Source organism: uncultured Roseobacter sp. (genome assembly GCF_947491795.1).
Lineage (GTDB): Bacteria > Pseudomonadota > Alphaproteobacteria > Rhodobacterales > Rhodobacteraceae > Roseobacter.
In genome coordinates, this window is record NZ_CANLKW010000001.1 from 640,446 (window position 1) to 666,643 (window position 26,198).

Annotated in this window: 28 protein-coding genes, 1 tRNA gene and 2 pseudogenes; 24 read left to right on the plus strand and 7 right to left on the minus strand. The window is 58.8% G+C overall.

Annotation, left to right across the window (positions count from 1 at the left end; genetic code table 11):
* Position 1: 1 nt before the first annotated feature.
* The 9 genes and pseudogenes from doeB to Q1A34_RS03215 all read left to right on the plus strand — a co-directional run bounded on the left by doeB (position 2) and on the right by Q1A34_RS03215 (position 6,722).
* Complete coding sequence (gene doeB / locus Q1A34_RS03180) at positions 2-1,006, plus strand: N(2)-acetyl-L-2,4-diaminobutanoate deacetylase DoeB (RefSeq protein WP_300032323.1); 1,005 nt, start codon at positions 2-4, stop codon at positions 1,004-1,006.
* Positions 1,007-1,009: 3 nt separating this feature from the next.
* The gene (locus tag Q1A34_RS03185) at positions 1,010-2,380 is read left to right on the plus strand and encodes an aminotransferase (protein WP_300030655.1); all 1,371 of its coding nucleotides are present in this window, start codon (positions 1,010-1,012) and stop codon (positions 2,378-2,380) included.
* Between the two features lie 87 nt (positions 2,381-2,467).
* Positions 2,468-2,557, plus strand: a tRNA-Ser gene (locus Q1A34_RS03190).
* Positions 2,558-2,707: 150 nt separating this feature from the next.
* A complete protein-coding gene (locus Q1A34_RS03195) occupies positions 2,708-3,874 on the plus strand; it encodes a site-specific integrase (RefSeq protein ID WP_300030658.1) in 1,167 nt (388 codons plus the stop codon).
* A gap of 26 nt (positions 3,875-3,900) precedes the next feature.
* On the plus strand, positions 3,901-4,776 hold the full coding sequence (locus Q1A34_RS03200; protein WP_300030660.1) for a hypothetical protein: 876 nt from the start codon (positions 3,901-3,903) through the stop codon (positions 4,774-4,776).
* Positions 4,777-4,948: 172 nt separating this feature from the next.
* Positions 4,949-5,161, plus strand: coding sequence for a MerR family transcriptional regulator (locus Q1A34_RS03205; RefSeq protein ID WP_300030663.1), 213 nt, complete (start codon positions 4,949-4,951; stop codon positions 5,159-5,161).
* Positions 5,161-5,259 (plus strand): annotated as a pseudogene (locus tag Q1A34_RS22030) (hypothetical protein); the annotation flags it as partial. The gene Q1A34_RS03205 and the pseudogene Q1A34_RS22030, both read left to right, overlap by 1 nt.
* A gap of 24 nt (positions 5,260-5,283) precedes the next feature.
* Positions 5,284-5,586 carry a hypothetical protein gene (locus tag Q1A34_RS03210; protein WP_300030666.1) on the plus strand — a complete coding sequence of 101 codons (303 nt, stop codon included), beginning with the start codon at positions 5,284-5,286 and terminating at the stop codon, positions 5,584-5,586.
* 110 nt (positions 5,587-5,696) lie between these two features.
* A complete protein-coding gene (locus Q1A34_RS03215) occupies positions 5,697-6,722 on the plus strand; it encodes a site-specific integrase (protein ID WP_300030669.1) in 1,026 nt (341 codons plus the stop codon).
* An 816-nt stretch (positions 6,723-7,538) separates the two neighbouring features.
* Here Q1A34_RS03215 and Q1A34_RS03220 read toward each other — a convergent pair.
* Together Q1A34_RS03220 and Q1A34_RS03225 are read right to left on the minus strand one after the other, a co-directional pair.
* On the minus strand, positions 7,539-7,697 hold the full coding sequence (locus Q1A34_RS03220; protein WP_300030672.1) for a hypothetical protein: 159 nt from the start codon (positions 7,695-7,697) through the stop codon (positions 7,539-7,541).
* An 88-nt stretch (positions 7,698-7,785) separates the two neighbouring features.
* Positions 7,786-7,944 (minus strand): MAPEG family protein, encoded by a 159-nt coding sequence (locus tag Q1A34_RS03225; RefSeq protein ID WP_300030675.1) that lies wholly within the window; start codon positions 7,942-7,944, stop codon positions 7,786-7,788.
* Between the two features lie 317 nt (positions 7,945-8,261).
* On the opposite strand from Q1A34_RS03225, the gene Q1A34_RS03230 reads away from it, so the two are divergent.
* From Q1A34_RS03230 to Q1A34_RS03245, 4 genes are all read left to right on the plus strand, one after another.
* Positions 8,262-8,750: a CreA family protein gene (locus tag Q1A34_RS03230; RefSeq protein ID WP_300030678.1), complete on the plus strand. Its 489-nt coding sequence runs from the start codon at positions 8,262-8,264 to the stop codon at positions 8,748-8,750.
* 116 nt (positions 8,751-8,866) lie between these two features.
* The gene (locus tag Q1A34_RS03235) at positions 8,867-9,331 is read left to right on the plus strand and encodes a GAF domain-containing protein (protein ID WP_300030681.1); all 465 of its coding nucleotides are present in this window, start codon (positions 8,867-8,869) and stop codon (positions 9,329-9,331) included.
* A 280-nt stretch (positions 9,332-9,611) separates the two neighbouring features.
* Positions 9,612-10,889 (plus strand): hypothetical protein, encoded by a 1,278-nt coding sequence (locus Q1A34_RS03240; protein WP_300030683.1) that lies wholly within the window; start codon positions 9,612-9,614, stop codon positions 10,887-10,889.
* Positions 10,886-11,662 carry a hypothetical protein gene (locus Q1A34_RS03245; RefSeq protein WP_300030686.1) on the plus strand — a complete coding sequence of 259 codons (777 nt, stop codon included), beginning with the start codon at positions 10,886-10,888 and terminating at the stop codon, positions 11,660-11,662. The genes Q1A34_RS03240 and Q1A34_RS03245 overlap by 4 nt, the downstream gene beginning before the upstream one ends.
* Before the next feature lie 10 nt (positions 11,663-11,672).
* On the opposite strand, the gene Q1A34_RS03250 is transcribed toward Q1A34_RS03245, so the two are convergent.
* The gene (locus tag Q1A34_RS03250) at positions 11,673-13,058 is read right to left on the minus strand and encodes a mechanosensitive ion channel family protein (protein WP_300030689.1); all 1,386 of its coding nucleotides are present in this window, start codon (positions 13,056-13,058) and stop codon (positions 11,673-11,675) included.
* A gap of 232 nt (positions 13,059-13,290) precedes the next feature.
* On the opposite strand from Q1A34_RS03250, the gene Q1A34_RS03255 reads away from it, so the two are divergent.
* Positions 13,291-13,671: a hypothetical protein gene (locus Q1A34_RS03255; protein ID WP_300030692.1), complete on the plus strand. Its 381-nt coding sequence runs from the start codon at positions 13,291-13,293 to the stop codon at positions 13,669-13,671.
* A 41-nt stretch (positions 13,672-13,712) separates the two neighbouring features.
* On the plus strand, positions 13,713-14,033 hold the full coding sequence (locus Q1A34_RS03260) for a hypothetical protein (protein ID WP_300030695.1): 321 nt from the start codon (positions 13,713-13,715) through the stop codon (positions 14,031-14,033).
* A gap of 88 nt (positions 14,034-14,121) precedes the next feature.
* On the opposite strand, the gene Q1A34_RS03265 is transcribed toward Q1A34_RS03260, so the two are convergent.
* The gene (locus tag Q1A34_RS03265; protein WP_300030697.1) at positions 14,122-15,465 is read right to left on the minus strand and encodes an adenylate/guanylate cyclase domain-containing protein; all 1,344 of its coding nucleotides are present in this window, start codon (positions 15,463-15,465) and stop codon (positions 14,122-14,124) included.
* A 65-nt stretch (positions 15,466-15,530) separates the two neighbouring features.
* Positions 15,531-16,454 carry a DMT family transporter gene (locus tag Q1A34_RS03270; protein WP_300030699.1) on the minus strand — a complete coding sequence of 308 codons (924 nt, stop codon included), beginning with the start codon at positions 16,452-16,454 and terminating at the stop codon, positions 15,531-15,533.
* Positions 16,455-16,551: 97 nt separating this feature from the next.
* Between Q1A34_RS03270 and Q1A34_RS03275 the strand changes: the two genes are divergently transcribed.
* The 6 genes from Q1A34_RS03275 (at position 16,552) to Q1A34_RS03300 (ending at position 21,062) form a co-directional block, all read left to right on the plus strand.
* Positions 16,552-17,439, plus strand: coding sequence for a LysR family transcriptional regulator (locus tag Q1A34_RS03275; RefSeq protein ID WP_300030701.1), 888 nt, complete (start codon positions 16,552-16,554; stop codon positions 17,437-17,439).
* 90 nt (positions 17,440-17,529) lie between these two features.
* Positions 17,530-18,096, plus strand: a complete 567-nt coding sequence (locus tag Q1A34_RS03280; RefSeq protein WP_300030703.1) for a nuclear transport factor 2 family protein — start codon at positions 17,530-17,532, stop codon at positions 18,094-18,096.
* Positions 18,097-18,141: 45 nt separating this feature from the next.
* Positions 18,142-19,275, plus strand: a complete 1,134-nt coding sequence (locus tag Q1A34_RS03285; protein WP_300030705.1) for an aldo/keto reductase — start codon at positions 18,142-18,144, stop codon at positions 19,273-19,275.
* 308 nt (positions 19,276-19,583) lie between these two features.
* Positions 19,584-19,997: a hypothetical protein gene (locus Q1A34_RS03290; protein ID WP_300030707.1), complete on the plus strand. Its 414-nt coding sequence runs from the start codon at positions 19,584-19,586 to the stop codon at positions 19,995-19,997.
* Between the two features lie 15 nt (positions 19,998-20,012).
* The gene (locus tag Q1A34_RS03295; RefSeq protein ID WP_300030709.1) at positions 20,013-20,300 is read left to right on the plus strand and encodes an antibiotic biosynthesis monooxygenase; all 288 of its coding nucleotides are present in this window, start codon (positions 20,013-20,015) and stop codon (positions 20,298-20,300) included.
* Positions 20,301-20,303: 3 nt separating this feature from the next.
* On the plus strand, positions 20,304-21,062 hold the full coding sequence (locus Q1A34_RS03300) for a helix-turn-helix transcriptional regulator (protein ID WP_300030711.1): 759 nt from the start codon (positions 20,304-20,306) through the stop codon (positions 21,060-21,062).
* Between the two features lie 37 nt (positions 21,063-21,099).
* Here the strand turns inward: Q1A34_RS03300 and Q1A34_RS03305 are convergent, their stop codons facing one another.
* Positions 21,100-21,900 (minus strand): alpha/beta fold hydrolase, encoded by an 801-nt coding sequence (locus Q1A34_RS03305; protein WP_300030713.1) that lies wholly within the window; start codon positions 21,898-21,900, stop codon positions 21,100-21,102.
* A gap of 327 nt (positions 21,901-22,227) precedes the next feature.
* Here Q1A34_RS03305 and Q1A34_RS03310 point away from each other — a divergent pair, with 327 nt between their 5' ends.
* Complete coding sequence (locus Q1A34_RS03310) at positions 22,228-22,734, plus strand: VPLPA-CTERM sorting domain-containing protein (RefSeq protein WP_300030715.1); 507 nt, start codon at positions 22,228-22,230, stop codon at positions 22,732-22,734.
* Positions 22,735-22,868: 134 nt separating this feature from the next.
* On the opposite strand, the gene Q1A34_RS03315 is transcribed toward Q1A34_RS03310, so the two are convergent.
* Positions 22,869-24,242 (minus strand): MATE family efflux transporter, encoded by a 1,374-nt coding sequence (locus Q1A34_RS03315; protein WP_300030717.1) that lies wholly within the window; start codon positions 24,240-24,242, stop codon positions 22,869-22,871.
* Between the two features lie 145 nt (positions 24,243-24,387).
* Between Q1A34_RS03315 and Q1A34_RS03320 the strand changes: the two are divergent.
* Positions 24,388-24,607, plus strand: a pseudogene (locus Q1A34_RS03320) (DUF2945 domain-containing protein).
* A 249-nt stretch (positions 24,608-24,856) separates the two neighbouring features.
* A complete protein-coding gene (locus Q1A34_RS03325) occupies positions 24,857-26,197 on the plus strand; it encodes a potassium transporter TrkG (RefSeq protein WP_300030719.1) in 1,341 nt (446 codons plus the stop codon).
* Position 26,198 lies beyond the last annotated feature (1 nt).

The following is a 26,198-nucleotide window of genomic DNA, read 5'->3' on the forward strand; positions in this document are numbered from 1 at the left end:
CCTGCCCGCCTCCCCTGTGACCGCAACCGTTGATTTTGACGCGCAGGGTGTGCAGCACGGTCACCTGCGGCTGCCCTGGAGCCGGGACGACAGTGCCTGGGGCTCTGTGATGATCCCGGTCACAGTGGTCCGCAACGGCAATGGCCCCACTGCGCTGATCACCGGCGGCAACCACGGCGACGAATACGAAGGACCGCTCGCGATCCTGGAGGCAGCGCGCGACACTGACCCCGCGCTGGTATCGGGGCGCATCATTCTGGTCCCCTTCATGAACGCGCCCGCTGTACAGGCCGGGACGCGCACCTCGCCCATTGACGGCGGCAATATGAACCGGGCCTTTCCCGGGCGTCCTGACGGCTCTGTGACAGAAAAAATCGCCGACTATTTCACCCGCGTGCTGCTGCCGCTGGCGGATGTCGTGCTCGATTTTCATTCCGGCGGGCGAACACTGGACTTTCTGCCATTTGCGGCCTGTCACATCCTGCAAGACAAAGCACAGGAAGCCCGGTGCCGGGCCGCCCGCGATGCTTTCTGCGCGCCCTTCAGCCTGGACATGCGCGAGATCGATCCATCGGCCATGTATGATCATGCCGCCGAAAGCCAGGGCAAAACCTTTGTAACAACCGAACTGGGTGGCACCGGCACGGCCACCCCGCATACCATGGAGATCGCGCGCCGGGGCCTGCATAACTTCCTGATCCACAGCGGTATTCTGGCCGGTGTGCCCGAGACCGCCCCGACCTGCCATCTGGCGCAGGAGACAGAAGACTGTTTTCATTTCTCGCCCTGCGGCGGGATGCTGGATTTCAGGGCGGCTCTGGGCCAAACCGTGAGCCAGGGCGATCTGCTGGCGCGCATCTGGACGCTGGACCGCACCGGCGCAGAACCGGTTGACGTCCTTGCGCAGATGTCCGGCCTTGTGATGGTCCGGCACCACCCCGGTCTGATCCGGCAGGGCGATTGCCTGGCCGTGCTGGCCACCGAAGTAAAAACCCCGAAAGGATGACCGATGCTGACCAATGACACTCTCGCCGAATGGGACCGGGAAAACTTCTTTCACCCTTCCACGCATCTGGCCGCACATGCCCGGGGCGACACGCCCACCAGAATCATCACCGGCGGTAAAGGTGTCTGGATCGAAGACCGCGATGGCAAAAAGATGCTGGATGCTTTTGCCGGTCTTTACTGTGTGAATGTCGGGTATGGGCGCACCTCAATCGCCGATGCCATTTCCGAACAGGCCCATAAACTGGCGTACTATCATGCCTATATGGGTCACGGCACCGAAGCCTCCGTCACGCTGTCCAAAATGGTGCTCGACCGCGCGCCGTCCAATATGTCGAAGGTGTACTTTGGCCTGGGCGGCTCGGACGCGAATGAGACGAACATCAAGCTGGTCTGGTACTATCACAACATTCTCGGCAAACCGGAGAAAAAGAAGATAATCTCGCGGCAGCGGGGGTATCACGGATCAGGCCTCATGACCGGCTCGCTGACCGGGCTGGGCCTGTTTCACAAAAAATTCGATCTGCCTCTGGCCCAGGTCACCCACACCGAAGCCCCGTATTATCTGCACCGGCATGACCCGGATATGAGCGAAACAGAATTCAGTGCCTGGTGCGCGCAACAGCTCGAAAAGATGATCCTCGCAGAAGGGCCGGAAACGGTCGCTGCATTTGTGGCAGAACCCATGCTGGGCACCGGTGGTATTGTCCCGCCGCCCGAGGGGTACTGGGCTGCAATTCAGGAGGTTCTGCGCCGCTATAATATCCTGCTTGTCTGCGACGAGGTTGTGACCGGCTTCGGGCGGCTGGGCACTATGTTCGGGGCGGATCACTATGGCATCGAGGCCGATCTCATCACCATCGCCAAGGGGCTGACTTCAGCCTATGCACCGCTGTCCGGCAGTATCGTCTCTGACCGGATGTGGCAGGTTCTGGCGCGGGGGACAGATGAAAACGGCGCCTTCGGACATGGCTGGACCTATTCCGCGCACCCGATCGGTGCCGCCGCGGCCATCGCAAATCTTAAGCTGATTGATGAGCTTGGGCTGGTGGAGAACGCGGGCCAGACCGGTGCCTTTATGCGCGTAAAACTGCAGGAGGCGCTCTCTTCACATCCCAATGTGGCTGATATACGCGGCGAAGGGTTGCTCTGTGCTGTGGAACTGGCCGAGACCCGGCAGCCTCTGAAGAGTTTCGACCCCGCCGGCGGTGTCGTCGCGTCGGTTGTGTCCGCCATGGGGCAGCGCGGTGTGATTGCCCGCGCTATGCCCCAGAGTGACACAATAGGCTTCGCTCCCCCGCTCTGCATCAGCCGGGAAGAGGTCGAAACAGTCGTTGAAACCACACGCGCGGCAATTCAGGAGGTGCTCGGCTGACAGATGGCCGGTTTTGGTATCAGTTTTCGCCACCGGTCCCGGATTTATCTCTTGTTTTCCACCAGGCTGCCCGATAGGACGGTCAGCGGAGACGTGGCCGAGTGGTCGAAGGCGCTCCCCTGCTAAGGGAGTAGGCCCGGAAGGGTCTCGAGGGTTCGAATCCCTTCGTCTCCGCCATACCACCATTTTCTGGATTTTGGCCGGATCACCTTCGGTGAGTATTTTCCTTTGTTTTATTGGTTTTGAGGGCGCTTTTTCTTTTTCTTGAGTTTCTTTCGATGGTAGTTATGTTTGCTCCTTGAGTGGTACGAAAAGTGGTATTTTTGAATGGCCCTGTCCGGCAAGCTGACGAAGAAACTGGTGGAGAACCTTGGCGCTGGGCGGCACGGGGATGGCAACGGTCTTTATCTCGTGGTTGACCCCTCCGGCGCGCGGCGCTGGATTGTGCGGGTGGTGGTCAAGGGTCAGAAGAACAGGAAGGGCGCGCCGCTGCGGACGGACTTTGGTTTGGGTGGCGCGGACATTGTCACGATCAATCAGGCACGCGAGCGGGCGCTGGAATATCGCCGCATGGCCAGGACCGGCCTGAACCCGCGTTTCAACGCAACCCGTGACATCCCGACATTCGAAGAGTTCGCCAAACAAGTGCATATAGACCGCATGCCCACGTGGAAGAACGCGAAACATGGGCAGCAGTGGATCAACACGCTGCGCGACTACGCCTTTCCCAAGATCGGCCGGATGCCGATTGACAGTGTTGACCAGCCGGAAGTGATGATGTGTCTCGCGCCGATCTGGACCGAAAAGCACGAAACCGCAAAACGGCTGGCGCAACGGATCAAAACGGTGCTGGATGTGGCGCGGTCGAAAGGGTTCCGCGAAGGCGAAAACCCGGTGACGGCGATCAAGGACGCGGGCGCGCTGCCCAAAGTGAAGAAGAAGGTCCGGCACCACAAGGCGATGCACTGGCGCGATGTGCCTGCTTTCTATGCTGACCTGAAATCCCGCAATGCGATGGCGGCCAAGGCGCTGATGTTCACCTGCCTGACCGGATCGCGCACGGGCGAAGTGCTGGGGATGCAATGGGGCGAGGTCGACCCGGACGCGCGGGTGTGGACCTGCCCGGCGGTGCGGATGAAAACAGGAGCGGATCACCGCGTGCCGCTGACGGATGAAATGCTGTCGATCATTGAGCCGCTGCGCGCGATGCAGTCGCAGTATGTGTTCGAGGGTCAGAAACGTCACCAGCCACTGTCTAATATGTCGATGCTGATGCTCCTGCGCCGGATGCAGGTCGATGATGTCACGGTGCATGGCTTCCGCTCTACTTTCCGTGACTGGGCCTCTGAAGTTGCCAACGCCCCACGCGAGGTGGCGGAAATGAGCTTGGCGCATCAGGTCGGCTCAGACGTGGAACGGGCCTATGCGCGGTCCGATTTGCTGGATAAGCGCCGGGCATTGATGGAGCGGTGGTCTGAATTCGCGACGAATTGAACATGCTGACAAAGAGGAATTATTGAATGTTCGGACGTGAAGGTTTTGTTTCAATCTCGCGTCTTTGGCGTGATTTTGAGAACCAGTTTTTGTCCCTTGTTAGAAAACGCGCATTGGCTTGTATGGAAGCAGATCCGCACTCATCCGACTACGTGTTCGGCACCGCTTTGGACTTGTGTGAAGATGCTTTTTTAAAGATGTTTGATACACTCCAGTTAAGCCTTGTACCGCTCAAGGGGGAGATCATGCAGGTCGAACCCGTTCTTGCCCATTCAGGGGCAAGGTTGCTGTTGAAGACCACCGCTTTTGATAGTGCCCAAATCAGCATGCGCCCCGATGAAGCAGGCCCAGACGGAATGTGGCTCAAACAGATGGGGTCTTCTGCGTTTTGTGCTGCTGATATGGGCTGGCTGTGGCCCGACAAGAAGGGGAGACCCGCTGGCGAAGACCTCGAGAAAATCCTCTTTGCCGAAGTGTTTCATACGTTGCCAATTCTGTTTGAGCGACCATCGTTTGTCATCCCAATGGAGCTACCTCCATGGAGCAATGACCTGCTTGAGGACTCCTATGTTCGGAACGTTTGGTCCGAAACACGTGGATCTTCAATCTGCCTGCCAGAAGCGTCTGTCGAGAAGTGGGAAAAGTTACAGACAATGGAAAATGTGGAGGTTGCTCTGAGGGTTTTGACACCAGGTTTTAGAACCGACGCGGTTCCTGAAAACCGACCAAAAGGTGGGCGGCCTGACAAGAAGAATGACGTCTTGAGAGCCTATCAACAACTTAAGTTGAAAGATGAAAACTTGTCCCGCAAGGAAGAGTTGCGTCTCATTGAAGACTACCTCAATTATGCGGTCGGTCTATCAACTTTGAACCGGGTGAGACGCACTTTACGGAGCAATTAGAATTCGCAGAACGGCAGGCGGAACTGAAAGCACGTTAAAATAGTGATCCAAAAACCGTGCCAAAACCCGTGTCAAAAGGTCGTTTGGGTTTTGACAGTTCTGACACTCTAGCGGCCCAGGAAGTTTTTTCAAACATTCGTAGCCATTGGAAACCGACAAAAGGGATCGGATGATGGCAAAACTGTTTGACGACAAGCGAAACTACATCCTTGGCGATGAGGAACTCAACCTTATTGGCGACAGGGACAAGCTGGCGCAGTGGCGTCACAAACGCATGGGCCCACCGTTTTACAAACTGGGGCGCAAAATAGTTTATTGCGGCGCTGATCTGAACGCATGGGCTGAAGCGAACCGGGTTGATCCGAACAGCGATGGGGCAAACTGATGGCTCGGCGGGTGTCAGCGCGAGCCATCAAGGCGCTCCGACAATACACGTATGATGAGGCCGCGAGGGTTCTGGGCGTTAGCGTTCAGACAGTGCGATCATGGCGCAAGATCGGGCTCGTTGTGATCGACGATCAAAAGCCCCATCTGATTGTCGGCGCCTGCCTGAGGGCTTTCATCTTGAAAAGGTCGAATAAACCCACACTGAGACTGAGGGCGCATGAGTTCAATTGCCTGCACTGCGGCACAGCACGGGGCGCCTGGGGCGGATTGGCCGACTACATCCCGCATACATCCGCCAGAGGCAGATTGGAGGCGTTGTGTGAGGTCTGTGAAGGCAAGTGCTGCAAGTTCGTCAGTAAATCACAACTGCTCGGTTTGGCTGGTTTTCTGAGCGTCGCAATCCGCAATGGTGCGCATGCCTAAGGGAACCCCTCAACCCTTACCTAAACCATAACTTCTGCGTGCCCGCCAGGACAGATTCAAACAAACTTACACCGGCATACCTAACTGAGCATTAAAGGGAGCATTTCGACATGGTCAAATTCAATCCGGAAAACGAACGGATCAAACGAAATTACACGCGCGATCTTCGCGAGGCGGATGGCTATGACGATTCCACTATCGACAAGGCGCTGGCCGCAATCCATCGGTTCGAGGAAACGACCAGGTTCAAACCTTTCAAGAAATTTCACATCGACCAAGCTGTGAAATTCAAGGAGGTAATGTACAGTGCCCGCAATGCCAAATCCGGCAAACCGCTTGGGGCCTCAACGGTCGATTCCACTCTGCGTGCGGTCAAGAAGTTCTTTCATTGGCTGGTCGGCAAACCAGGATTCAAAAAAGTGCTGACCTATGCCGATGTACGGTATTTCAACAACACTAAGAAACGGACGAGGGTAGCGCACACGTCCCGAGAGGTTCCTTATCCGACGGTGAAAGCCGCGGCGCATGCGTTTCATGCGATGCCGAACCGTACCGCGTTCGAGAAACGCGACAAGGCTCTGTTTGCATTCTTCATGTTGACAGGGGCGCGGGTCGGGGCCGTGGCGTCCCTGCGGATCAAACACGTCAATCTGGCGCGCGGCCACGTATTTCAGGATGCGCGCGTAGTGAACACAAAAGCGGCCAAGACGATCAACACATACTTCTTTCCTGTAGAAGCCGCTTATCTGGACTGCCTCACTGCATGGTTGACCTTTCTGAACGATGAAATGCTCCGTGGCCCGGAAGACGCGCTGTTTCCCAAGGCTCAGGTGCCAGTAGTCAAAGGCAAGGGGTTCAGCGACCCGGTTCTGACCCGAGAACCTTACGCGACCACGTCCAAACTAAACGAGATCATCCGCACTGCCTTTTCCAACGTCCAGTTGCATCCCTACACACCACACAGCTTTCGCAAGACTCTGGCGATGGAAATGGACCGTTTCTGTGACACTATGGAGGAGCGAAAAGCGTGGTCGATGAACCTTGGGCATGAAAAACTGGCCGTGACCGTGGGATCATACATGCAGGTCAATGGTCAGAGGCAGGAAGAATTGATGAGGAAGTTTAAGTCCGGTTAAACGCGTCGGAATTTTCAGAGCCTAAACTGGGCAAAAGCCGATCATTGTTTTCAACTAGGGCCGTCTTTGCGACGGCCTATGACTGCAATACGCGGTTCGCACCCATTCGTGCGAAGTGCGGCATTTGGCAGTATGGGCTCTACCGGCACCTTCTCCGCGTTGATCACGAAAAGCCGGTTCAGGGAACATGGCCGTTGGCTGCGGCGCGCACGAACTGATAGTGTGCGGACGAAGTTGCCATTGGAACGTATCTTACGTCCGTTACCTTGATGGCCAGCCTTCTTGGTCGTAGCCCTCACATAGCTCTGGATTGGCAGTACGGTCTTCCCGGTAGGCAGCTGCTAGTCTTTCGCATAGCCAATTGTTGGCGTGATCTCTCTGTATTTCTTCGTCTATCACTACCGGCTCGTTGAGACCTGACGTTGTAGCACAGGCCGTCAACAAAGTTGCCAAAATAAGCGAAGAAAAGAAATTGTGCACGGTTCAATACTCCATCGTCTCGACGAGTGGTATGCTTGTCCTGAGCTTAAAGCAAACATAGCTGGTGACCGCTTCGGGCTCGAGATCGGACCTTGGACCCGCGCCGCACCTTCCGCTCCTGATATATACGCTCATCAAGGACAGACAGCAGACAAAGCGCCATTTCGCTGCATCTGCGCTAATGTCCGCTATCGCCTAACCGAAGAAAAGAGAACAAAGAGCAATGACATCGGTTATCGTAGCCAAGAAGCCATGGATCTAACGCTGGCTTGGACTTCGTACATTGACATTTACAATTTCTAGCTTGTCTTGGATCTGGGCAGGGCGTTCGCTTCGTTAATGAGCTCCATTAAAAGGATGGTCGCCGATGACCATGTCCAGCCCCATTTCCAACACAGTGAGCCCAGGCTCCAGCTCGGCGAGCGAAACGGTATCGGCTGCCCGGCGTCGATCATCGACAGCGCGATCTGCTTCGGGCCGCCCTTCCGAAATCATCAGTTTTGTCAGTCAGTTTATTTGGCAGCAACCACGCCTATCGCATCCAGTACCCACACCACACCAGCTTCAAAGACAGAAGCTGCGATCAGAAACAAGCCCAGCTGAGGCTTCGGAACGGCTTGATGCCGAACGCATAGAGCGACAGGTAGAAAATCCGCGAAGCGCTCATGGCCGGAGAGGCGCAGTAGGCCAACGCACCGGATGAGCCGGTGATCTGCTTAACAACGACCAGCGCGGTCCACATGGGCATCCGCCGACACCGCGCGCCGGGTCTGCATGTCAATATCCAGCTTTGATGTCATAATCCTCTACCCGTGATAGCCCGGTGTATTGGGCCCTTTGTGTATACCCCCCAGCGCTATGCCTGGCCCGCGTTTTGAAGCGGCAAAATTGATGACGTGCGAGATCAGGGGCCCGCTGTGATTGCTGCAACAAAGAAAGGCACACTGCGCAACACCGAGAAGAACACCCATCCGGTCTCAACGAGAGAACCGGACAGGCGAGGGAACGAAGGGTTGGTCTGCTGCGTTAGCTCCCAAAGCACACAGAAAAGGTGTCCTCATGTCTCTGATCAATACTCTGCGCAGCGCTGCAATTCTTGGCATATTTGTTCCGGCTTTTTCGGCGAGCGCCGAACAGGTGGGCAATGTTGACGTCGACTGGCTGGGCAATGACATTGTGATTGAGGCCTTTGCCGACCCGGAGGTGTCCGGCGTGACCTGCCATGTCGCCTATTTCGAGCGCGGTATTATTGACCGGCTGCAAAAGGGAAACTGGTTTGAGGACCCGTCGAATTCGTCCATTGCATGCCGCCAGACCGGTCCGTTGGTGATTGGCGATATTGATATGTCGGATGAGGGCGAGTCGGTATTTTCCGAGCGCCGGTCGATCATCTGGAAGTCTCTGCAGATCAGACGCATTTATGATGCACAGAACCGCACACTGATCTACATCTCCCACGCGCGCGAGGTTCAGAACGGATCAGCGAAAATGGCGATCTCTACCGTTCCCCTGTTTGAGCCAGGGCGGATTACCGCAGCTGTGGAGTGACTTGAGGGCAGGTCGCGGAATCGCGGCCTCTGTGTCACAGTTAATAGCGGGCGTTTGTCTGCGGTGTCATCGTGCGCGCTTCTGATCAGAAGCACGCACTAGACCGGAGAACCGCCATGACGTACGAAAACCAGTCGGTCTTCGACCGGGACCCGATGCCGGCGTTGCAGCAAATCAGGCAGGCTCTTGAGTGCACGGCTGTCTTTCTCAGCCAGGCGGGGCCGGGGCCGCATGTGGTGGCCGCAGAGGTTGGTCTGGACCGTCTGGGCGCGCAGCCGATCAGGCATCTGGCAGCAGACAGCCTGCCGGCCATGGTACGCGACATGAATTATCCCATGGTGATCGATAACGTGCATGCGCATCCGGCGGTGGCTGACCGGGCTTTATGTTACCGGCAGGGCATCTGCGGCTATCTGGGGGTGCCGGTCATGCGTACAGGCACCGGGCACTGTTGCGGGACGCTGTCTGCTGTCACCGGCAGGCCGCGTCACTGGAGCATACAGGACACCGGTCTTTTGCTCGCATGGGCGGAACGGATCGCCGGGGTGTCCGGGAGCAGCCGTCGCCGTACAGGCGGATAATTGCCGCAATTCCGGAGCACCGCAGATCAGCCACCCAGGCTATGTCACAGATTAATGCAGGTAACTCCTGACCGCGTTAACACATTTATCTGCTGACACCGGCGTATGAGTTTCAGGTTGACGAGGTGACGAGACGCACATGATCCCCGGTCGGCAGAAGCGCGCGGCGTATCCCCACCTCGCAACACGCCGCGCGCGTATCTGCCGGTGCGCTGCGGGGGTGGCGCTGCTGGGCTGTGACCCCATATGATAGGGTGGTGCGGTAAACGGGGGGCCGGGTGTGCAACAGACAGACAACGAAGGACTGCGCGAGGCGCAGGAGCTGGAATCCCATGTGGCCTGGCTGGACAGTTTCACCGGGGCGGCCCTGGGTGTGCTGGCCGTGGCCTCGGGCATTTACACCTATTTGGGTGTCTCGTCGCTGCTGGATGACAACGGATCGCTGAGCTTTTTTGCAGCGATCAGCTATTCGGTCGCGGTCTCGGTCGGGATATTTGTGTTCTGGTCCTATATGATGCGGCTGTTGCCTGCGGTGCGCGCCAGGGCGTCGCGCATGGGGCTGATGCTGTCCATGGGCCTCGGGTCCGCGGCGATCATTGCGATGTCGTCATGGCTGAATGCGGCGGCGCTGGCCGGAGCGGCGGCGGTGGAACAGCATCTGGCGCGCACGGTGCAGGAGTATCAGGGCGCGCTGGAGCGGGCGAATGAGATAGCCGTCTCTGCCCAGGGGCTTGAGCGGGATGTCGCACGGGTGCGCCAGTCGTTTGAGGACCTGTCCGAGCAGGAGGCCACGGGCAATCTGTCCGGGCTGGCGGGCGAAGGAGCGGTCTTTCGCGTGCTGCGCCAGAAATCAGACGAGCTGGCCGGGCTGGAGGCGCAGATTGCCACACAGCAGCCGCTGGTCGATGCCGCCTTTGCCGAAGGGAATGCCATTCTGAGCCGGATGCGGGCGCTGACGGTGGCACCCGGTGCTATCGAGGCCCGGTCGGTCGAGTTTTCCGAGGAAGCCGTGCGACTGGCAGGGGTGATCACCACGCTGCGGCAGCTGTCTGTGGCGCCACTGGTGGCGCGGGCGGCCTCTGATCTGAGTGCTTCGGTGGTGTTGCCAGAGCTGGACGGGCGCACCGCAGAGACCCGCGAGGGACAGCGCAGTACCATCGCCTCGGTGCTGGAACTGCTGGGCCAGCGGGCCGAGACGCTGCGCGCGGCGGCAGGCGAGGTGATGGCGATGCCGCCTGCACCCGACACGATCTATACCCCGATCAGCACGGCGGATGCGGTGATCATCTATGCGCGCAACTTTGTGCCCTCCTGGGCGGGGGCGATTGCGATTGATCTGTTGCCCGCGGTGCTGGTGTTTATCCTGGCCGTAACGCAAAACGCCATCCGGGCAGGCAGGGCGGATCAGCCCCTGGCCGACAGTCTGACCGTGGCGCAGATGCGCGCGGCGCTCAAAGCAGCCCAGGAACTGGACCCCGACACACCCCCGGTCCGCGATCCTGCCGAACGCGCAGCCCCGGTGGTTGTGAGCACCGGGGTCGAGCGCGGATCGTCATGAGCACGCGGCGCGGGATCACCACACGCGGCGCGCTGACCGGTCTGCTGGCGCTGCAGATCCTGCTGGCATTGCTGCTGATGGGGCGTGATCTGCTGTCGGCACTGCCGGCAATGATGCGCAGCACGGATCAACCGGCGTTTGACACCCCCGTGGCCCCCGGTGATCAGCGGCGGCAATATGCGCCGCGCGACCTGCCGCTGCGCCCGGCGGATGGCCCGAATGTGCAGCAGTTCACCTCGAGCGGGGACATGCCCAGGCGGCTGGATTTTGACCGGCAGGGCGAAGTTCTGGTACTGACAGGTCAGATTGCCGAGGGCGACGCCGCCCGTGTCACCGACGCGCTGGAGGCGCAGGCCGACGGGCTGGTCTATGTGCGGCTGAATTCGCCCGGCGGGTCGGTCACGGATGCGCTGGCGATCGGCCGTGATCTGCGCGCGCGGGGTCTGGAGACCGTGGCGGGCGCAGGAGATATCTGCCTGTCGGCCTGTCCCTATATCTTTGCCGCCGGTGTCGCACGCCGCGCGCACGAGGACGCGCAGATCGGCGTGCATCAGCATTTCTTTGGCGCAAGCTCTGCCTTGCCGGCCTATTGGGCGGTGGAGGTGATCCAGCGCGGTCAGGCGGATGTGATGCGGTATCTGGACGCTATGGGGGTGGACACGCTGGTCATGCAGCATGCCCTGGCCACGCCGCCCGATGAGATCTATGTGCTGCTGCCCGAAGAGCTGGAGACATACCGGATGGTGACAGAGGGCGGGCCGGGCGACAGCTGAGGCACGATGCTCAGCGTGGGCCGAGCAGATCATCCTCTTCGTCCTGTGTCTCGGGCGGGCTTTCGGGTGCCGGAGTTTCGGACAGCAGATCGCCCTCGCCTTCGGTGGCTGCGGGCTCGGTCACCGGGTCCGGATCGGACGGGGGCGGCGCAGGCGGTGCCGTCCTGGGGCCTGTGTGGTCCAGCACGCGCACACCTTCGGGGAAGATCACCTCGCGCGCCTCGTCCGGCATGGAGATCCCGGCGTTGGTCAGCGCGGTTTTCACGGCCCGCAGCAGGGCCGATTTGAGCTTGACCGCAGAGATCACATGCCCGTCGAACCAGTAATAGGTGCGCATATTGATGGTCGACGCGCCCAGCTCATCCACCAGCACCATGGGTTCGGGATCAGCCAGAACCGCCTTGTGACCGGCCAGGCATTCCATGATGATTTCCTGGGCTTTGGGCACGGCGGCATCATAGCCGATCCCCACCAGGAATTCCCCGCGCCGGTTGGGCGAGGAGGTGTAATTCTCGATCACGTTTTTAAAGACCGTGGCGTTGGGGATATGGATTTCATTGCCTTCAACCGAGGACAACAGGGTGCTGCGGGTGCTCATGCTTTTGACCGTGCCCATGATGCCGGCCACTTCGATGAAATCACCGCGCTGAAAGGGGCGGCGCACGCTGAGAATAAGCGAGGACAGGAAGTTTTCGGCAATGTCGCGGAAAGCAAAACCGATCACGATCCCGATGACGCCGGCACCCCCGATCAGCGAGACCGCCAGCTGTGTCAGCCCCGCCACCTGCAGCACGATGTAAAGGCCCACCAGGAACACCGGAAAGGCGATGGTGCGCGCAATCACCACCCGCAGAAACGGCGAGCGGACGCGGTTGGCCAGCAGCAGTTTCGCCAGTTTGGACACCAGGCGGGCGGCAAACCAGGCCAGCGGCAGGACAAGGACGGCCAGCAGCACCAGCGGCAGGAATGTCACCGCCTTGCGCGCCAGGGCCTCAAGCTCGGCCATTGCGGGATCAAAGGACCACACAACGGCCTCGTCCACGGCAATGCGGTTCACCACGGCGACGGTACCGGTGGTTTTTGAGGCAAGGCTCTGCGCCCAGGTCCGGCGGGCGTCTGTGTCTGTGGCGGCATCCAGAAAGACAACGCCCTCGTCCACAGTCACCCTGATGTCACTGTACCAGTCCGTGGCTTCGAGGATGCGGGTGATCCGCGCGGCAATTGCCGCGTCCGGGGCGACGGGGTCGATCTCCACCTGTTGCTGGGGCGCTTCGGGCGTCTGCGCGCTGTCTGCCGCAGTGGTCTGCGCGGGCGCGGCCAGTGGTGTCATCAGCCAGACGATCAGCGCGGCGGCCAGCCAGGGGGTGCGGTATGACCGGTTTGCGATGTTGTGCACGTGTTCTCTCCTGTCAGGCCGGGTGCTGCGCGCAGGCTCGCATGCCGGGTCCAGAGGGAAAAGGCCCGGAGCATGGTTTTGGTTCCGCAAAATCCTGCAGACGGGCATGCAGACACCTGGCTGACGCATGGTCATGTCGTCCGGGCGCGGAGATGTCCGGGTGCTATGTCACAGATTAATGCGGGTTCCTGCCAGGGGTGGTAAAACAACCGCTTACAAAAAGGACATTCCGATGACTGACAGACGTGCAGTATGTATCATAGAGCGGAACCCTTTTGTCGCGGAGGATATGCGGGAGATGCTATGCATTCAACTGCCGGATGCGGATCTTTCCGTCTTTTATGACATGGCTGATGCACGGTCCGGCACAGCGAAAGCGCCGGATCTGATCATGATCGCTGCCGATGCCCATGGGTCGCTGGACCTGTCACAGGATGATCTGCTCTGGATCAATGGAACAAAAATCATTGCTTTTGACACCCGTAATCGCGACGCGCATAAAGACTGGATATACCTGAGCAAGCCCTTTTCAGAGCAAGAGCTTATAGGATCTGTGCGCGCGGCCCTCAGTGAAAAAGCCCACGAGGCGCGTTCTGATCTGACGGATATTTAGCACAACCGGCGGTATGCACGCGACGAGGCAGGGACACATACATGCCGCCGGTTGTGGATCGCACCGTCGCGGTGGTGCGCAAAGCAGAAAGGGTTGCCTTCTGTTCCTTCGCTAACGTGTCAGCGGAGGCATGGTTCCACAGAAAATGCATAAAGTCGGTTTGGACTGACGCCGGCATCTCCAAGGATTGGTATCGGGCGGATGCGATCAATAATGGGATTCGACTTGCTGAAAAGAACAGCACCGGTATCCCTCTGATTTCTATTGGTCATTTTGAATATGTAAACTTCGCTATACGATTGATGCGTACAGCTGCAAACCTGTATCTGTCTGCCACCGTGGAAAGCCTACCGGGCTTATGACAACGGCCCTTCCCTTTCCTGTCCGGTGCGTGAAAGGGCCGGCAAACTTCCGGAACCCGGATCGAGCAGATCTGGCCGCATTACGCAGTTACACGGTTTCTTTCAGCCGGAACACGGGAACTTCGTCTGCAAGCCCTGCAATGCGCTGATCCCCGTAAGGCTCGAGCGGCGCTGATGCACCCTGTGCATTCCGGGTCTGCTGATCCGCGAGCACCGAAACGCCGAGAGCTTTGCACAGGCCTTCAAGACGTGCGGCAAGGTTCACCGCATCGCCGTAGACGGTAAAGGACTGGCGTTCGGTTGAGCCTATCGTGCCTGTTACCAAATCGCCGCTGGCGATGCCGACCCGCACCCCAAACCCATGATTTCGGGCAACCTGCAGCAAAGCCTGCGCTGTCCGGAGCGCTGCGCCTGCCGGGTCTTCGACGCTGATCGGCGCATTGAATGTGACCAGAAAGCCATCACCCAGATAGGACATGACGATCCCGCCTTGCCTGGACACACAGTCTGTTGCGTCGGACAGAAAGGCATCCAGTTTTCCGATAACGAATTCAGGCGGGTGCCCCGCGGAGAATTTTGTGAAACCTGCGATGTCCATCACCAGCGCTGTTCCCGCCGCGCGTTGCGGCGTCAGAGGGCCGTCTGCAGCGATCAGTTTCTGTGCGATTTCGGCAGGAACATATTTGCCAAAGAGGGCGCTTACCCGTTCCCGGGCACTGCGCTCACGATGCCATTCGAGATCTGAGGCGACCTGAGCAAAAAATACGCCGCGCGCGCGGTATACGGCGACAGCAAGCACCAGGGCGGCACACATCAGCATGACGGATTCCTCGATCCGGTTGCCCCGCCCGATAAAGTCGATGGACAGGAACACCTGTTCATAGTCTGCGCGGGTGGCGTCCGGTGGGATATCGGCCCATGACAGGGTTCGCCCCATACCGGAAGTCACCCAGACAAAGGCTCCCCACCAGCCGGCAACGCACATGGCTCCCGTCCAGATCACCAGGCGCCATGACAGGCTGAGGCAGCAGAATGCGACCATGGGAAACAGATAATAGATACCGTAGGCACGGAACGCGACGATCTGGGGCACCTGGTCTGCGCGGCTGATCGGGATCAGCGCAAACAGGGCACAGATCGACAGGGTATCCAACGCATAGACTGCATACTTCATCCACGAACGATCAAAGCGGGTGCCAATAACCGCAAGATGCGCCACACCTACCCCGGTGAAAATCAACAGGACGATAACGGCGGCAAGGCGCGGTTCAAAATCAGAAAACAGAAAGGGCGCGCCGACGTACCACGCAAAGGCGAGACCGGTGACGAGCGTGCGGCAGGCGATGGCGAGGCGCAGGCCTGTCTGCTCTGCACGGATCAGACGGGCAGCGGACTCAGCGGCGAACTGGTCGGTGTCTGCAGGTGTCAGCATGCTGTTCTCTCTGGTTGCAATGCAGTGGATTTGTGGTTTCACGATGCCTTGGGTGTGCGGTTCGTTCAGGAGTGAGGTGTTGCTGTGGGCGTCGTTGGCCACAGTTTTCCCGGCGAAATGCCAAGGCTTGTGACAAAACCGGCAATGATGATCAGGGCACCCGATATCTCGGCTGTTCCCGGGAGAGTGCCGGAGACGGAAGCAGCTATCCCGAGGGCTACGACCGGCGTGAAAACCGGCAACAGAGCTGCTACGTGCGCGGGCAGCAAACGAACTGCGCCGATAAGCGCCGCGACGCTGAACACGCCACCAACCAATCCCTGCATTATGATCTGAAAGATAAGGTCTGCTGGTGCCATCATGAGCAGTGTCTCTGAGGCTGTTACACCAAGCACAGGCACCGCGATGATGGACGAGGCGCCAGCGACGGACAGTGTCCCCTCGATCATCGGGATCTGCCACAGGCGCAGCAGCACGGTGTAGCCGCCCCACATTGTACCCGCCAGCACAAAAAACGCAGCACCCATGGCCCAGGATGCGCCCAGCCCGCTTATATCCAGGCCGACAAGCGTGGCGAGCCCGGCGAACATCAGAGCAGCTCCCTTCAGTTTGCGGGAGGACACACGTTCCTGCAATAAAAGGCGGCCCAGCAGGCTGCCGGAAACGAATACGGCCACGGGCGCAAAGAGCAGACCGTGTGAAAGAGGGGCATGCAGGTACCCGCTGACAGCAAACAAACCAAACACCGGGCCTCCCAACGCGACCAGGGAGAGAAGACGCCGGACTGGAATGCCAGCGGCTTTGCCGCGCAAATGCAGGGCGCTGAGAAGGGGCAAAACGATCAGCCCGGGCACAGCAAATCTGAGAAAAGCCAGAGCGTTGGGCGACAGCCCGGTATCAACGCCATGTTTGGCAGCGACGTTATAACCTGCCCAGCACAGGACTGTCAGAAGGCCAAGCAGGGGGCCGGTGTGTTGTTTCAGGGTCATTTTCGCCTCCGGTATCAGCTGGCACGAGAATGACCTTTGCAGATGATGCCCACCAATGCTAATTTCGGCACTAAGTGATAACTTTTGGGTATGTATTATGGAACTGCGGCATCTGCGTTACTTTGTGGCTGTCGCCGATCATGGCGGCATTACCCACGCGGCAGACCGGCTGAACATCGCCCAGCCGGCAGTCTCGCGCCAGATCCGGGATCTTGAGGCGGAGATGGGGGTAGACTTGCTTTTGCGGGAGGGCCGCCGAGTTGTCCTCACGGATGCAGGACGCGCCTTCGCAGAGCGCGCGCGAACGCTGCTGTCAGCATCCGACTCTGCTGTCGAGGAGGCACGGCGGATTGACAGGGGCGAAGCAGGTCACCTGCGGATTGGGCTGCTGGAGAGCGCATCATGGTCCGGGCATCTGCCTCAGGCGCTGAACCGTTTTGCCCGCGCCTGTCCCAATGTGCGAATGGATGTTGTTCCGATGGGATCGGTCGAACAGATCAACGCGATCCTTTCCGAAGAACTGGACGCGGCATTCGTCTACCGACAGGATAACCTTGTCGGGGGCGCTTTTTCGATCATGCCGCTGCGTGTGGACAATGTGGTCCTTGCGGCCTCTGCCGATCTGGATTTTGAAAAGGACAGCGACCTTGAACTGGAAGATATTGACGGATTGCCCATCGTTTCTTTCCCGCGCGCTGTTGCACCCGCCTATCACGATGCGCTGAATGCAGCGCTTGCGGGCATCGGATTTGATCCTGTGATAGTGCAGGAGGCCGAAAACGAAACGACCATACTCAGCCTGGTTTCTGCAGGGGTGGGTTGCGCCTTTGTTAATTCCGCCAATGCGCACCGCCCGCCAAAGCGGGTGAGGTTTTATCGCGTAGAGGGTTTGTCTGTCCCCATTGAATTTCTGTTTGTTACACGCAGCAACGTCGGAGGCCTGACGCAGAGGCTGCGGGCGATTGTTGAAGAAATAGATGCCTGAAAAGTATGTATCCCATACCTTCATAGAATTTTTTATTATGTGATTAGTGCCTCAGTTTAGTCCCATCACACAGACCGATGGAGACACCTGATGAAACGTATATTCACTGCCCCCCTTATCGCCGGCCTGCTGGCAACATCCATTCCTGCCGCTGCCGATGTTGCGCTGATGGCCGGTACACCCGTGACAGCAGACACACATGTCGCGCAGGCCGAGATGATCCGCATCGCTGACGCACTGGACGCCGCGGTCGACGCAAAGGACTGGGCGCTGGCACGTTCGTTCTTTTCCGAAACGATCGATGTAGACTTCACGTCCCTTACCGGCGGTGCGCCGGCCACTATCCCGGCAGACGCGCTGATCGATGGCTGGTCCGCCAACCTGACCGAAGAAAAAAAGTCGTTTCATCTTCGCGGCAACCACCGCGTGACTTTTGAGGCGGATGGTTCGGCCACAATGCTGTCTCATGGCTATGCCTGGAACCGGATGGAGCGCGGCGCGTTGCCTGGGAATGGCGGCGAAGCGCTTTGGGAAGTCTGGGGCACCTATGTGCACGGATTTGTCCTTACGGACGCCGGCTGGAAAGTCGATGCCATGACCTTCACAGCTACAGCTGAGCGCGGCAACGCCTTTGTGCGCAACACGCCTGGCAGCTGAGCCGCTGTTCAAACCCCTTCAAATTCATAATCACGGAGAGATACTATGACTATTCCTGTTTCGCCGACACGCCGCGCGCTTCTGACTGCCGGGGCCGCTGCTCTCGCGTTGGGCGGCCTGTCATCATCCCGCACTGCCGCGCAGACTACCCCGCCTGACGCAATGCCGCAGGAGCGGCGTATGCTGGGTGCGCTGGAAGTGTCTGCTATCGGCCTGGGTGTACAAAACCACAGCCGGACATTCTCTACGACAATTCCGAACCGTGCTGAGATGCACAATATTATCGGTGCTGCAGTGGACCGGGGTGTCACTTTTATCGACACCGCAGAAGTCTATGGACCGCATGAATCCGAGCGTATCCTTGGCGAAGTTGCGGGACCGGTCCGGGACCGTATTCAGATCGCCACCAAGTTCGGCTTTAACGTCGACCTGGAAACTGGCCAATGGGCGCCTGGTCTGATCAGCGACCCTTCTCACATCAAAAAGGCGGTTGAGGGCTCACTGCGCCGCCTGCGTACAGACCGGATTGATCTTTTGTATCAGCACCGCGTTGATCCCACCGTGCCGATCGAAGACGTGGCAGGTGCAGTGCGTGACCTGATGGATGAAGGCAAGGTTTTGCACTGGGGACTGTCCGAAATGGGCTCTGATACGCTCCGGCGGGCGCATGCTGAACTGCCGGTGGCGGCGGTGCAGAATGAGTATTCGATGCTCTGGCGTGGTCCGGAAAACGGCCTGCTGGCGCTGTGCGAGGAGCTGGGTATCGGATTTGTTCCCTTCAGTCCGCTGGGATACGGTTTTCTCACTGGCGCGATTGATATGGTTACAAGCTTTGCCCCCGGTGACTTTCGCGCAAACACATCGCGGATGGACCCGGAGAACCGCGAGGCCAACATGGCGCTTGTTGAGCTGGTGAAAACCTGGGGGGTACGAAAGAACGCCGCCCCGGGTCAGATTGCTCTCGCGTGGCTGATGGCACAGGGGCCATCGATTGTGCCCATACCCGGCACAACCCAGATGCCGCATCTGCTTGAAAACATCGAAGCCGCCGGAGTTCGGTTTACCCCGGCTGAGCTGTCCGAACTGAACAGTCAGGTGGCTGCCATTGATGTGCAGGGAGCACGGATGCCAGCCATGGTCGCGGAATGGTCAGGTGTGGAAGCGCCGGCACGCAGTTGAGACGCAATCCATGAGTAACCTGACGGATGCCAGCGCCTGCGCGCTGGCATCCGTTTTTCTGGTGTCGGGGGTGTGCCGACGGCTGATGTCGGCCATTTGACTGGCTGCCAGGGCACAGATTTCCCCGCCTGAACCGGATGTGTCTGATCGGTCCCTCAGTGACCTGTCATGCGGGTGTGCACATGCGCGAGCTGATTCAGCTGCAGAAATCATTTTGGCGGATCAGGGCGCATGATTGGCGAATATGCACAAGACCGCCAGGCATCGCTCTGCCTACACTTGGTCCATTCTCTGAAAAGGACAACATCATGAAACGAAACCTTCTTTTATTCTTCAACCCGCTGCTGTTCGCGGCAGCATACAGCACTGCCGCGTTTGCAGGCGACATCATGAATTCGGTACAGCTTGGTGCCCTGATCACTGGCAATACGCTTTACGTTGAAATTCCTGCCGGTGCGCCCGGCGCTCCGGACGGCGGAACCGCCCCGATCTACTATGCGGGCGACGGATCGGCCGTTGCCCTGCTTCCTGCCGGTCTGAAACTTGTGGGCTCCTGGACAATCGCAGAGGATCAATACTGTATCGACTGGGAAAACGGGCCAAAGAACAGTTGCACGCAGTTGGTGCGCAGCGACGCGGGGTTTGTGGTTACCGACACGAAACTGGGCGAACCGCGCGGTGTTGTGACCCGTCTTGCCACCGGCAATCCCGAAAACCTGTAAGTCAGAGGAGATGTCATGAAACTGGTAACCGTCGAAGCCGTCGTTGCTTCATCCGATCTGGCAGATGTGATTTCCCTTTTCTCCGAACATGCGGCCGATGTTCTGAACATGAAAGGCTGCCAGCGCTATGCCTTGTTCTGCAATCCTTCCGGCGAGGGCATCGCGGTTCTGCAGCAGTGGGAATCTATGGCCTATTTCGACGACTATCGCGCGAGCAGTACATTCGCCCGGTTAGGTCAGGGATTGCTTCCGTTGATGAAAGCGCCGCCCGTGACCACGGTTGCAGAGGTCGATACAGTCTAGACCATGACGCATGAGCTTCCAGATGCTTACTGTTTTTTTCAGGATATCGAACCGCGTCCGCCACTGGACGCCGTTTTTGAGCGCGACTACCTGCTCTATGCGGCGGCTGGTGCATTGCGCGTCACGGTCCGGGACCAAAGCTGGCTTTTGCCACCTTCGTTTGCAGCATGGGTGCCTGCCAACACGCCGCTGACAGCCGAGATCGGCAAACCTGTGACCACCTGTTCGGTTCTTGTGCGACATGGATTGTGCACGACGCTGCCCGACAGGCCGGTTGCGTTTCAGATGTCGGCAATGACACGGGAAATGATCCGATACTGTCGCGACTGGGGCCCGGAAAAAGCGCAGCCCCCCGAAGCCCGCGGATTTTTTCTGGCGCTCTTAAATGCCTGCGCAGGGCTGATCCAGAAATCCGTCGATGTCAGGCGCCCGCGCGCGACAGATCCCGCGATAGAAAGGGCCATCGAAATCACCGAAGAGCTGCTGGCCGGAAAGCTGACGTCTTCAGATGTGGCCCGTGCTGCAAATATGTCAGAACGCAGCATGCAACGCCGTTTCGCGCAGGATGTTGGTATGACCTGGTCAGAGGTTCTGACGCGGCTGCGCATGATACGCGCGCTGGAGCTTTTGTCACAGGATGAGCTTTCTGTCATTCAGATTTCAGCGGAAACCGGTTTCAATTCGCTGAGCGCTTTCAACCGCGCCTTTTTGAAATTCGCCGGGTGCACACCAACAGATTTCCGCAAAGGACTGGCGAGCTGATGGGCCAGGTTTGCACATTTTGTGCGATGCCCGGCTGTTACCTTCGGTGCGCCTGCTGCAACCAGCGCAGTGTCTCGTCCCACAGCGCTTCTGATCCTTTTCGGAAGAAACCCATGTGACCAAGTCTGGTCAGACCATATTCTGAGGGTATCAGGTGGCGAAACTCTACGTTTGGATAGGCTGACATCATCGCCTCGACCGCAGCGCGCGTGCCCCAGTTGTCGTCATCAATCGAGCAGGCCAGAACGGGTGACCCGAATTCTCTGAACCTGTGAAGCGGCAGGCGCGCGTCATCCAGCAGGTACCCGGGAGAGCGACACCAGGCTGCCCAGCCCAGTGCGACGTGGTACGGCAAATCCTCGCCGCCAAAGTATCGCCAGGGAAAATACCCGAAAAGCCGGGTCAGCATCGGGATAAAAACCGTCACAAAAAACCAGACCTTTGGTTTTTCCCAGCCACCCTGCAATCGCCAGTAACCTGACTGCGACGACATAGTGACCATAGCCGCAATCTTGTCGGGGCTACGGATCATACCGGCCTGCTGCCCGCCGGCGGAATGGCCGACAATGTAAAGCGCATCCGGTGTGCAGGTGCTTTCGACAAAATTTACAGCGGCCTGCATATCCATAAGACCCCAGTCACTGACCTGTGCGCTGAAACCTCTCAGGTCCTTCGGGGCCGATGCGCCGACCCCCCGGTAGTCAAAGGTCAAAACCGAGAAACCCGCCTGCTGACTGTGTGCAGCAAACCGGCGATAAAAACTGTGTGGAACGCCGGTTGCACCATTCACGATCACAAATGGCGCTTGCGCACCGGCGGTATATAAGGTGCCGCCCATTTCAAATCCGTCCGATGCTGTGAATGTTACCTGAGACACGTTTTGCATACGCCCAGCCTGCATCTGTTTGCACATCTCCGGCAATTGAAACCCCGCGTAAACCGGCAGCTTTGCACGTCCTGGGACATTGATGTGCGCGCTCGCTCCCACCGGCTGATATTTTTCCACGGCGCCGCAAACGGGAATATTGTAGTGTGGGTAGTGTTTGAGAGCGCTGTTAACCATGCTCGCAGGCAAGATTGGCACGTGACGTCTGTGTCCTGTAGTTACCAGTTAGTTAAAATTGGCCAGAAGTCAGTCAGTTTTGTTTATCCAAAGGAAGTAATCATGTTCAAAGCCGTCTCTGCCACCGTTGCAGCCGTATTTCTGTCCACTGCGGCCACGGCCGCGACAATCGACACTTTCGAGCTTGATGTCACAAGCGCCGCGGGCACGGATTCAAATATAGTTCTGGAACTTGGCCAGACGTACCGTCTGACTGTTTCGGGCACCTTTATGCTGGGTTCCAACCCAACCCGCCATGTTGCTGATGCGGAATACTTCAATCTTGGCTCTGACCCGCTCCAGCCGCTCGACGGAACGAGTTCTCGGGAGATTGGCGTCGGAGTTGACGGCGCAGATATTGATTTCGGTGAGTTCCGCGCTGACCGGGTATACACAGCGCTGATTCAGGGTACGGGCAGCACGATCAATGTGTTCTACTCGGACAACCCACTTTTAGACAATGTCGGCTCGCTTCGCGTGGAAATCTCTGCTGTACCTCTGCCGGCCGGCGCGCTGCTGATGCTGTCCGGCATTGCAGGCCTGGGTGTGATGCGCCGCCGCAAACCGTAAACAAACCCGGACGAATTTCGGCGCCCGCGCAACACTGGTTGTACGGGCGCTTTTCTGTACCCGGCGACAAGGCCCGTTGAAAGGCCGCTTTAGCAGTTGTGCGGGCTGCTCAAAAACATCCGCCTGCAGATGTTTTAACCTTTTGCCGCCTGTGGCACAGCCTTGTCTCTGGCCCTGAACTGCGGTGTCAGACCGGTTGAGGCCGCGCAATACCATGCCGCGCTGACAGCCAGCACATTTGCGGCAACTGCTGCGGCAAGGATCCCGTTGTATCCGAACAGGACAGCACCGGCCCAGGCAACGGGCACGTAGACCAGAAAAATCCGGCCCAGGCTCAGGCCCATGGACCAGACTGCTTTGGATCTGGCGTTCATCGCTGCGTTTGTCGTGATTACGATTCCATAGCCGAACAGGCTCCAGCCGACAACGCGCAGGTATCCGGCGGCAAAGTCTCTTGCCTCCCCTTCAGCAAAGAGCCCCGCGACCGGTTCGGCAAAGAGGGCAAGTATCACTCCCAGCACCACGCCGTAGACCACACAGATCATCCACGACAGCCCGACGGCCCTGCGCGCCCTGCCCTGTTCGTCCGCCCCCCAGTTCTGGCCCACAACCGGTCCAATCCCGGCAGAGAGTGCCAGCAAAACAACAACAGCGACGGACTGCACCCGGGTCGCTGCGCCAAATCCGGCAACAGCCGCATCGCCCAGAGTGGCAACCGCCGCCGTGACCAGGGCCATACCCGCAGGATTGATCGCGTTGGAAAAAGCCGCTGGCAGCCCGACGCTAAAGATATCCCGGACCGAACCGGCAAGCCCGTCAAAGATGCTGCTGCACAGGGTCAGGACACCACTGCGCCAGGCCCACCAGATCGCAATGCCACAGGCGATGCCGCGCCCGATGGCCGTTGCCACTGCTGCACCTTCGGTGCCCAGGCCCGCGACAGGCCCCCAGCCAAAAATGAAAAGCGGTGTGAGGGCGATGTTCACAACCGCGGCAAGGATCATGATTATCGAGGAGGTCGACCCGTCGCCATGTGCCCGGAACGCCGCGTTCAGGATCATCATCAGCACCAGAAACGGAAACGACAGTGACCAGAAAGGTACGTAGGATTTCGCTTCCTTTAGCGGCGCGTCCGAAGCGCCCATCCAGCCAAAGAGCGTACCTGCCGAAGAGACAAACACCATTGCTACTACGATCGACAATGCAAAGCCGATGACTGTTGCGTGCAGGCTGAGCCGCTGCGGCGTGTCGCCCTCTTCTTCTTTGCCCAAAGACTGGGAAATGGCGGCATTTGCACCGGCTGAAAGGCCGATTGCCAGCGAGGTCAGCGCCGTTGTGACCGGATAGATGAACCCGACCGCCGCCAGTGGCGCATTGCCCAGCTGACCCAGAAAATAGGCATCTACCAGCCCGACGCTCAGAACTGCAAAAATGCCGAAAGTCATTGGGGCAGAGACGGCTGCGAGCGCGCGCCACACCGGTCCGGTGGTCAGATTGCGTGATGTCATGGGAGCTTTTTTGCCTTTCGCGGCGCTTGTCTGTGACGCTGTAACGCGTCGGGCAGGAGGTTTGTTCCGAACCTTTCAGAGGAACAGACTGCCCTGTCGCCGCGTTGTGGATTTATCGAAGTGCTTCATGAACGAGGAATACGATATGTCAGGCATAGAATGCGGCGACCGGGTTGAATGGAACTGGGGGTCCGGTACCGGCACAGGCCGGGTAGCAGAACGGGTTACGCAAAAAGGTAACCCGTACCCTCAAAGGCGCGGAGGTGACGCGCGATGCCAGTCCGGATTGCCCTGCCTTTCTCATCGAGCAGGATGACGGCGATGAGGTGCTCAAATCTGCGTCAGAGCTGGAGAAAAACGGCTGACCTGCCCGTACCCGGGGGAACCAACCGGGCTACTGCGCATTATCATTATGTTGCCTGAGGAGTGGCGCGCACAGGTCGTTCGAAGCTCGTGCTGTCACAGCGCAAAATGAAAGGCCGACCGCACGTATGCCCACACCGCTGACCCGGAAGTCAGGCAGTCAGATCCTGTTGAAACCGGCGCGCGTGCACTGCGTTGCACTCACGCTTGCGAAACATGGCGTGCTTTTCCCACTTGTCTTTTGGCCACCGATGTTATGGTCGGCAACGGAAGAGGCCTGGCTGTTCGCTCTCGTATTGCTGGTGCCCGGTGTCGCGGGCATGCTGCTCTGGTGGTCTGTGCGCCATCTGCCCCAGCCCGCTGACCTGCGCCAAGCGGAAGCGGTCGTTGTGCTGGCTTTCCTGTTCATCATAGTACCGCTGCTGTCAGTCCCGGCTTTCGCGGTGCTGGGCCTGCCCGGTATCGATGGCCTGTTTGAAGGGATGAGCGCTATCACTACGACCGGGCTTTCCGTGGCATCTGATACGTCGAAATGGCCCTTTGCCGCGCACGTTCTGCGCAGCTGGATGCAGTGGTGTGGCGGTCTGGCGATGGCAACCGCTGTACTTGCCATGCTGATCGGGCCGGGCGCGATGGCCCGCGAAATGGGCCGCGCAGGTCTGGATGAAGGGGACCGTATTGCCTCGACCCGCAGCCGCGCCCGTCAACTGCTGGGCGCCTACGCGGGTCTGACCCTGCTGTTCTGGCTGGCCATATCCGCCAGTACGGGCTCTGTTACGACGGGGTTGCTGTTGTCGCTGTCTGCAGTGTCCACGGGCGGGTTCGCGTTTCTTCCGGATTCGCTCGGCAGCTATTCAAAGCTGACCCAAATCCTTGTGATTGTCGCGTCGGTATCGGGCGCAATATCCTTGCTGGCCGTGGCGTTCCTCAGCAAGGGGGACTGGCGGGAAGCCTGGAAGCTCGGCTCATTTCAGCGCGTTGCAATGTGGTCGGCAGCGGCCCTCGCCGTTCTCATTTGCACCATGCTCGCATTGGATGAAACAGCGTATTACGCCCATGCCATGAACCTGCTCAGCGCCATCAGCACAGCAGGTTTTTCGGTCAGTGACATGCCTGCGCACCCCGTTCTGCTGCTCATCTTTGTCGTGGCAATGATCTTCGGCGGGGATGCAGGCTCTACCGCCGGAGGCATTAAACTGGCCCGACTGACCACCTTGCTGCGTGCCACACGACATGCCGCGCGTCAGCCCCGTCTTCCGGAAAACGCAGTAGCACCGTTGCGCGAATACGGGCAGCCAGTCAGCGACAGCAAACTCATCGGCCTGCTCGCTATATTTCTGCTCTACAGTACCTCGGTTCTGATCCTCTGGAGCGGATTTCTGGCCGGCGGGTATCCCCCGATGCCGGCGCTCTTTGATACGGTGTCTGCCTTTTCTACTGTGGGCCTGTCAGCCGGTGTCATATCGCCTGATCTTTCCACGAGCCTTAAAGCCGGCACAGTCCTGGCTATGCTGATGGGACGCCTGGAATTTATCGCCATACTGTTGCTGGTCCTGCCACGCACCTGGCACATCCCCTCTCAAAGGAGCTGAA